Source organism: Blautia sp. ZXY-1-C6, from assembly GCF_056339875.1.
The window spans coordinates 1-7,780 of record NZ_JBWJVQ010000285.1; the positions used below are offsets into that span (position 1 = coordinate 1).

The following is a 7,780-nucleotide window of genomic DNA, read 5'->3' on the forward strand; positions in this document are numbered from 1 at the left end:
GTGCAAACCTTTATTCCTCCTTAGCTCAGTCGGTAGAGCATGCGGCTGTTAACCGCAGTGTCGTTGGTTCGAGTCCAACAGGGGGAGTTTTCGGAAACATGAAGTCCGATATCAAATTCAATTTTCTACTAGGCTCCATGGTCAAGCGGTTAAGACACCGCCCTTTCACGGCGGTAACAGGGGTTCAAATCCCCTTGGAGTCATTATGTAAGATTTCTTACATATAATAAAAAGTGAATATGGTGCCATAGCCAAGTGGTAAGGCAAAGGTCTGCAACACCTCTATCCCCGGTTCAAATCCGGGTGGCACCTCTTGAAAAACCTTAGAAATATCTTCTAAGGTTTTTTTGTGTTAATGTATACTGACACTTGCGATAGTGACACAGGATTGATTCTGATAATTTCTGGAAGTCACAGAAATAACAGGCTACAGGAGAGGGAATTTCGGTGGCTCCTGAACTGTCAGATGTTCACCGATCAGCTTCTCCATCCAGACCATATTATACCAGTGGTTGAATTTGTAACCGCATTTATGGAACTCACCTACAAGACGATATCCCATATGAGTGTGAAATTCCACACTGTTTTTGTCAAGATGTTCATCTTCCTTTGGAGGATAGGCAATGCAGGCATTCATATTCAAGATACCCTGTTCACGTAAAGCGGTTTCAAGGGCATCATGAAGCCTGCGGCCTATCCCTCTGTGTTTAAGAGACTGATCAACATAAATAGATGTTTCCACAGCCCAGTCATATGCAGGTCTTTCATGGAAAGGACCTGCATATGCATATCCAAGCAAAGCTCCTTTTTCCTCAGCTACAAGGTAAGGGTATTTTTTCAGAGTGTGTTCAATCCGGGAAGCAAATTCTTCTGTGGAGGGAACATCATATTCAAAGGTGATGGCTGTATTTTCTACATATGGTCTGTAAATTTTAAGCAGTGCCGGTGCATCTGCAGCAGAAGCGGTACGGATTATTATTTTATTGTCCATGATAATTTCCTTTCTGAAGTGTGTTTGAAAAATATATGTAACTATTCATCAAATTCTGCAGTCACTATAAAACCTCGCGGTGTATGTTCAATATTTTTTACGATTCCTTTTCTGGATCTGATGCGTTCTGCATTTGGATAACAGCCGGACATTGCCACAGCCGGTTCAATGATATAACTGTAATTCATAAAAGACTGATATTCGGAAATTTCTATTTCATCTCCCACATTTATTAATCCCTGACGTTCCATTTTAAATTTTTCCTGACGCATATAATTCCTTCTTTCTGTGTCAAGCGGATAAAATCATCCGCTTTGCTACGCAGCTTTACACCGAATAACTGCGCCGCAGGGGACTTACCTGATTCGGTTAAATAGAGTAACAGTTCAGTATATGATTGTTTTACCAAAGTGCTGTCATAAGTGAAGCTGCCATATAAGTATAACACAAAAAAAGTAAACAACAATGATTGTTATAAAAAAGTAAAATAAATGAAAAAAGTACTTGAATACGTAGGATTAAGCATATATAATTAATAGAAATTGTGCTGTTTACAGATAAATGTCAGAACTTTGCGACTGACAGGATTTTGGAAGCTGCTTTTTATATTGATACGGAAAGGGGAAATTACATGAAAACGATCGTCGTTTGTGATGATGTTGAGATTGAAAGACTTCTTTTAAAAGAAATATTGTGTCAGTATTTTGAAGAAATAAATGAAGAGGTTTCAATTGTAGAATATGATTCAGGAGAGACGCTTATAGCCGATGTGGAAGAAGGATACATTGCTATGGATCTGCTTTTTCTGGATATTTGTATGAAGAAACTTAATGGAATGGAAACTGCAAGAAAATTGAGACAGATACAGTGTAAGGTGCCGATCATTTTTCTTACCGCCTCACCGGATTATGCCATAGAGAGTTATGAAGTACAGGCTTCCGGATATTTGTTGAAATCATTTTCAGAAGAGAAACTGATGAAACTTCTGAACAGGATTCTTAAAACGGATATGAAAAGGCGTGTTGCGATCAAAAACAGAAGACAGTACCGTTATCCATGTACAGATGATATCATGTATATTGACAGCGATAAACATAATGTCACCCTGCATCTGTCAGATGGCTCCGAAATTATAACAGTGGACAAGCTGGGGGAAATTGAGAAGAGAATTAACGAGAAACGTTTTCTGCGCTGCCATCAGAGTTATCTGGTGAATATGGATTATATTAAGGATGTAAAGGACGATTTTATTATGGAAGATGGAACACTTGTGCCTATACGTGTTCGTGGGCGGAAAGAAATACTGGATACGTACTATGATTATTTTGTAAATCATTTTGGAGACTCAAAGGACACTTTTGCAGAATAAATTGCTGAATTTGCATAAAATGAAAAGTGGGCATAAATGCTGATATAATACACATTAAGGTACAGCTGATATAAAAACAGATAAACTGGGAACGGGGAATGCAAGACACAGTATTATTGTTTTAAATCAGCCGTTATACCTGACCTATTATTAAAAAGTGTGTGAAAAGTGTGTGTTATAAAATGTGTGTGAATGTGTGAAAAATCCCCACCGAAAGTCAATGTTTCCTCGGCATTGAGATTTCGGTGGGGATTTTTTGATATAATATTATCTGATATCAGATGTATCAGAAGAATCTTGTTCAGCAGTTGTCAGGGCAAGCTCCAGAGAAGTGTCTGTGAAGAAGGTATTGGCATTATACAGGTACAGAATTTCCTGAACATTTTCAACCTGCATTAACTGCTCCAGATCTCCAAAGTAATAGCGGGGATCAATCATTATGATCTTTCGGTAATGCTGAGCAAGAAATGGGATGAAACTGTTTGCATATGAATCTTTAAGCACAAGCAGTGTATTATCTGTTTCAGTAGGAGTACTGATCTTTATCTGAGCGTGGTTTCCACCAAAGAATAATGCATATTTATCTCTTGTCTCAAGTTTCTCAGTATCATAGAAGCTGGCACTTTTTTTCTGTTCGTCTACATAATTAACTACAGAAGAGAGTGCCTGATCTCCGGTGGGGAGAAATACATCGATCTCATCTTTTTCACCAGAGCGGAAACCGCTTTTGGCAGACAGAGTTCCCTGAAAAGAACGGGTGACAGGTGCTTTGTCATAAGTGTCTGCTGAAGTATCAATTCCCATATCTTTGGCTGCCTTAAGATAGGCATAATAAGCACCCTGAGTAGTCCAGTGATGATCAGTGTGATAATAGAGATCTTCCATTTTGTGATCTTTAAAAGTGCTGCGAACATCAATAAAGGTCACACCTGCATCGGTCAGGGAGGCAGAGAGGCTGTCAAGCCAGGAATTCTGATCCTGGACAGGGGCAAAAGCAGGAAGCCTGTCGCTCAGGATATTCACAGAATTTGGGGCGATCAGTGCATATTGTTTCAGATCAGAATGTTTTTGCGCAAAGTCAGTCATTGCTTTTACAGTGGCGTCATACTGTGTCTGATCAGGCGCTTTAAATTCTTCCATAAGATATCCGGATTTTCCAACGTATACGCCATTAGATTCTACTTTGCCCATCAGACGGTCAGTTCCTGCTTTCAGGGTAATCCACATATCGCGAAGGGGAAACTGATCATTTTCATAGGTTTCAAATTGTTTTTCAAATCCGCCGGAAGCAATCTGACTGCCGTTTAAATGAGGCAGGGAAGAAAGTACGCGGTTTTCTTTTTCAGAAAACCCTCTGTCAGGAAGCACAATGCTCAGAATGAGTACGATCAAGGGGATAAATAAAAATAAAAGTCCCATTCTGTGGAAAAATAAACGATAATTTCTTAATGATTTTTTCATATTGTTTACCTTCTAAAATTTTGCATATAAAAATGGTGTGTAAGAGTTATAAACCATATAGGCAATCGATAATGCAAATAAAATAAGATTTATGATCACTGCAGCAACAGGTCTGCGTCTGACCAGACGCTTAAAGTACTGGTAAGGAGCAGGACGGCACATAAGAATACTGATCAGAAGAAGGATAAATCCTGTCTTGAGGTAGTAAAGTGCAGTTTTGTCTATGAAACCGGAAGCTCCGATCCCAAACATAGTTCCAAGGTAATGGCCAAGGGCACCAAAGTCTGTCTGGCTGAAGAATACCCATCCGATCATGACTACAAGCATAGTGTATACAGTGCAAAGCCAGGATGGTATTTTTTTCAGATATTTCTGAAGTACAAATTTTTCGAGTAAAAGGAAGAGTCCGTAATAAACACCCCATAGTACGAAATTCCAGCTTGCACCATGCCATAGACCGGTAAGTGCCCATACCACAAGGATATTTCGGATATGTTTCAGAGTGGAGACCCGATTACCGCCAAGCGGGATATAAATATAATCTCTGAACCAGCTTCCAAGAGAAATATGCCAGCGTCTCCAGAATTCAGAAACACTGGTGGAAATATAGGGATAATCAAAGTTCTTATTAAAATCAAATCCCAGCATTTTTCCCAGACCGATGGCCATATCCGAATAGCCGCTGAAGTCAAAATAAAGCTGCATTGTATAAGCCAGAATGCCAAGCCATGAAGTAAATACAGACATCTGTGGATGACCACAGATACTGCTGTATAAAACCGAGAGATTATCTGCCAGAAGAACTTTCTTTGCAAGACCTTTGACAAAAAGCTCTGCACCGATACCGAATTTGGAGATATTGATGGTGCGCTGCTTCAGCTGCGTCTCTATATCCGTATATCGTACGATTGGTCCGGCAGAGGTATAAGGAAACATTGTGCTGTATACGGCAAAGGTCAGGAAATTTCGCTGCGCACTGACCTTACTTAAATAAATATCAAAAAGATAGGACAAATTACGGAAAGTGTAGAAAGAAAGTCCTATCGGCAGCGAAAGTTCCGGATGAGGGATATGGATACCGATGATTCCTCCGATTGTGTTAAGTAAGAATCCATAATATTTAAAAAACACAAGTACTGCAAGATTTATAATGATCGAGAAAATCAGATTAATTTTCTGTTTCCTGTCATCATAATATAAACGTTCCAGTTCTGTACCCATATAATAGTTGAAGATACTGGAAAACAGCATGAGGATCACATATACAGGTTCTCCCCAGGCATAAAAGATCAGACTGCCCAAAAACAGCAGCAGATTGCGGAGCTTTCCCGGTACCAGGTAGTAGATCAGCATGAAAACCGGAAGAAAGCAGAATATAAAAAATATACTGTTGAATACCATATTAAAAGTTCTCCAATCTGGATATTATGAATATTATAGTAATTCTCTTAACTGCATTTTCTCTTAACGGTATTATTAAGAGGACTGCCATAGTAATGGTTCTGCAGTCCATTAGCGTAAAATGCGGAACAGTTACGAGGATTAAAGTAAAATGCTTATATCATGGAAAGAAAGGCAGTGCGCCAGTTCTGTGCGTCTGCGCCGCACATATAATATACATAGTTTCCTTTTTTTCCAACAACTGCATTGTTCAGAAGAGCCATCTGATCTGTGCCATATCCCTCAAATACCTGCTTCTGACCGGAGAGATGGGCGTTTGCATTTTCAAGCAAAGTATTTGCCTGGGTATTGTCAGTGGCCTTCATAATACAGATTTCTTCTACTGCCATGGGTGAAGCGGCTTTGTAGAAGAAATAGCCGTCAATATTGCGGTCATCTGTCTGATAATAATGTTTCAGATCGGAACGTGCTTCTTTATTCAAAGAAGTGATATTAGAATCCTGTTCCATAGTCTGTGCAATCTGTTCCATGGGTACATTCTTTGCGCTGTCGGAGGTATACAGGACAGCCAGATATGCGATAAGGAAAAGAACAAATGCACCCTTGATAAAAATATGTAAATAATTTTTCATGCCTTTAACCCCGCAATCTGTGCCATATTTGTCAGCCATTTGGGATAGTAGTCCTGAATCACATGTTCACCGTCCGGTTCATACAGATTTTCTGAACTGTCTGTTACAATCGTTGAATTGTCAATAAAGGTACATCCCATTTCCTGACAGAGTTTGATAAGTCCTTCATTATAATCAGGGTAATATCCAAGATCAGGAGTCTGTGCGATCGCTTCATCAGTAATCGGCAGAATGCAGTTGATATAAATTGGGACATCTGGTAAGGCTGTCTGGATTTTCTTTATCTGCGTCCTGTATGCATCAATAAATTCTGATGAAGCCGAACCATATATTTCCAGGTCGTTGGAACCAAATGCCATGAATACATGAGAGGGATTCAGAGCAATTGCCGTACTGATCTGATCATCGGCTGCACCTACATTTAATCCTCGTTTGCTGACTACCACATCCGTATCCAGATATCCGTATTCTACGATGGATTCTGTGATAGAGTCACCGATGATGACGTTTCCGGCAAAAACCTGTCGGATTTCTACATCACTTAACAGGGTAGATCCGGAACCGTCTGAAGCATCAGAACCGGAAGAAATGCCGGTTGTCTGTTTCAGAGCCTGAAGCTGTTCTTCTGTCTGTGAAATGTCTGAATTTTCCAGAGCCTGAAGGCGGGCTACATTTTCTTTACAGACAGAATCATTCTCATTTCCGCGGGTGCATAAAAAAATCACTGCACCGGCGAGTATAACACCGACAGGGATAAGAAATAAAACTTTATTCTTTGGTTGTTTTTTCAAAATAAATCCTTCCTATGGAAAAATATCCATTTTATGACATAGTTTTATTTATAGCAATACTCTCAAATGTATTATTTATGAGTATCGCTATAATTATAATACGCACTAAAAAAACTTCAAGGAAAAATTCACAAATTTTACACAAAGTCATGCAGTTGCCTGTGGACGAAGAGAAAGAAAGAAGTTATACTATTTTAGAAGAAATGGAATAGTATTTTTAACCGAATCAAGTAAGTCCCCTGCGGAGATTGCGAAAAGCAATAAGAGTGGGTGTGGACTTGCTATCATACAGTCAGGAGGAAAAGGTTATGGGGAAAAAAGTTTCTGATTTTTTAAAAAGCGAGATTTTATCATCGGTTTTTTATCTGGCATTTGGTCTGTGTCTGCTCCTGGTTCCGGACCAGACCGTAAACATTATCTGCAAGATTGTATTCGGACTGGTAATGATCGCTTCCGGTATTTATCATATTGTTATTTATACAGCTGAGAAGGAAAAGGCAACGATTCTTGATTTGTTTACAGGTGTGATCGTCATGGTGCTTGGAATTTTTCTTTTCTTTACACCGCAAATTGTGATCAAAATCCTGCCATATTTACTGGGAGCCTTGGTACTGGTTGACAGTATCTGGAAGATAAAGGGAAGTTACAGACTGAAAAAAGCCCAGAGAGGACACTGGAAGATTATTCTTATTGGCTGTCTGGTATTTATTGTGCTGGGTGTTTCCATGTTGCTCTATTCTTTTTTGAGTGTAACCCGGATGATCCTGTTTTCCGGAATTATTCTGACTGCTGATGGAGTGGCAGACATTGTATTTTTGATCATGATTCGTTTTGGAATGAAAAAATCCGAAAAACTCTGTGTTGAAAAAGAACAGGAAGAGAATGGCAAAGAGAAACCATGGGATGACCCGGAAGATGCAGGTCTGGACGAAAAAGTGCAGGATAAATCTTTAAATGAAGATGAAACAGAATGGAAGCAAGATACAGATTCTCAGGTTCGGGAAGCGGAGATGGAAATAGAAACCGGGAAGACTGCAGATGCAGCAGATGCAGACGCCATTCTGGATGCAGAGATGCAGACTCCGGATGAAGGCGTGGAAAGTCCCGGCAGAGAAATCCGGGAAATGCTGAAAAA

Annotated in this window: 8 protein-coding genes and 3 tRNA genes; 5 read left to right on the forward strand and 6 right to left on the reverse strand. The window is 39.6% G+C overall.

Annotated elements, in window-relative coordinates:
* The first annotated feature begins 14 nt into the window (after window positions 1-14).
* The 3 genes from AC075J_RS17845 to AC075J_RS17855 all read left to right on the forward strand — a co-directional run bounded on the left by AC075J_RS17845 (window position 15) and on the right by AC075J_RS17855 (window position 312).
* Window positions 15-87 (forward strand) — tRNA-Asn (locus tag AC075J_RS17845).
* Between the two features lie 44 nt (window positions 88-131).
* A tRNA-Glu gene (locus tag AC075J_RS17850) sits at window positions 132-203 on the forward strand.
* Window positions 204-241: 38 nt separating this feature from the next.
* Window positions 242-312, forward strand: a tRNA-Cys gene (locus AC075J_RS17855).
* 115 nt (window positions 313-427) lie between these two features.
* Here the strand turns inward: AC075J_RS17855 and AC075J_RS17860 are convergent.
* Window positions 428-991, reverse strand: a complete 564-nt coding sequence (locus AC075J_RS17860; RefSeq protein ID WP_055200901.1) for a GNAT family N-acetyltransferase — start codon at window positions 989-991, stop codon at window positions 428-430.
* Between the two features lie 41 nt (window positions 992-1,032).
* Complete coding sequence (locus tag AC075J_RS17865) at window positions 1,033-1,263, reverse strand: hypothetical protein (RefSeq protein WP_026650366.1); 231 nt, start codon at window positions 1,261-1,263, stop codon at window positions 1,033-1,035.
* 359 nt (window positions 1,264-1,622) lie between these two features.
* On the opposite strand from AC075J_RS17865, the gene AC075J_RS17870 reads away from it, so the two are divergent.
* Entirely contained in the window at window positions 1,623-2,360 is a 738-nt protein-coding gene (locus tag AC075J_RS17870) for a LytR/AlgR family response regulator transcription factor (RefSeq protein ID WP_119243359.1), read from the forward strand.
* Window positions 2,361-2,627: 267 nt separating this feature from the next.
* On the opposite strand, the gene AC075J_RS17875 is transcribed toward AC075J_RS17870, so the two are convergent.
* The 4 genes from AC075J_RS17875 to AC075J_RS17890 form a co-directional block, all read right to left on the reverse strand.
* Window positions 2,628-3,821: a DHHW family protein gene (locus tag AC075J_RS17875; protein ID WP_119253283.1), complete on the reverse strand. Its 1,194-nt coding sequence runs from the start codon at window positions 3,819-3,821 to the stop codon at window positions 2,628-2,630.
* A gap of 12 nt (window positions 3,822-3,833) precedes the next feature.
* Window positions 3,834-5,222, reverse strand: a complete 1,389-nt coding sequence (locus tag AC075J_RS17880; protein WP_055200896.1) for an MBOAT family O-acyltransferase — start codon at window positions 5,220-5,222, stop codon at window positions 3,834-3,836.
* Between the two features lie 155 nt (window positions 5,223-5,377).
* The gene (locus AC075J_RS17885) at window positions 5,378-5,854 is read right to left on the reverse strand and encodes a DUF4358 domain-containing protein (protein ID WP_119253282.1); all 477 of its coding nucleotides are present in this window, start codon (window positions 5,852-5,854) and stop codon (window positions 5,378-5,380) included.
* Window positions 5,851-6,645 (reverse strand): GDSL-type esterase/lipase family protein, encoded by a 795-nt coding sequence (locus AC075J_RS17890; RefSeq protein ID WP_008707883.1) that lies wholly within the window; start codon window positions 6,643-6,645, stop codon window positions 5,851-5,853. The genes AC075J_RS17885 and AC075J_RS17890 overlap by 4 nt, the downstream gene beginning before the upstream one ends.
* A gap of 308 nt (window positions 6,646-6,953) precedes the next feature.
* Between AC075J_RS17890 and AC075J_RS17895 the strand changes: the two genes are divergently transcribed.
* On the forward strand, window positions 6,954-7,780 hold an 827-nt coding region (locus tag AC075J_RS17895; RefSeq protein ID WP_476390568.1), incomplete at its 3' end, for an HdeD family acid-resistance protein.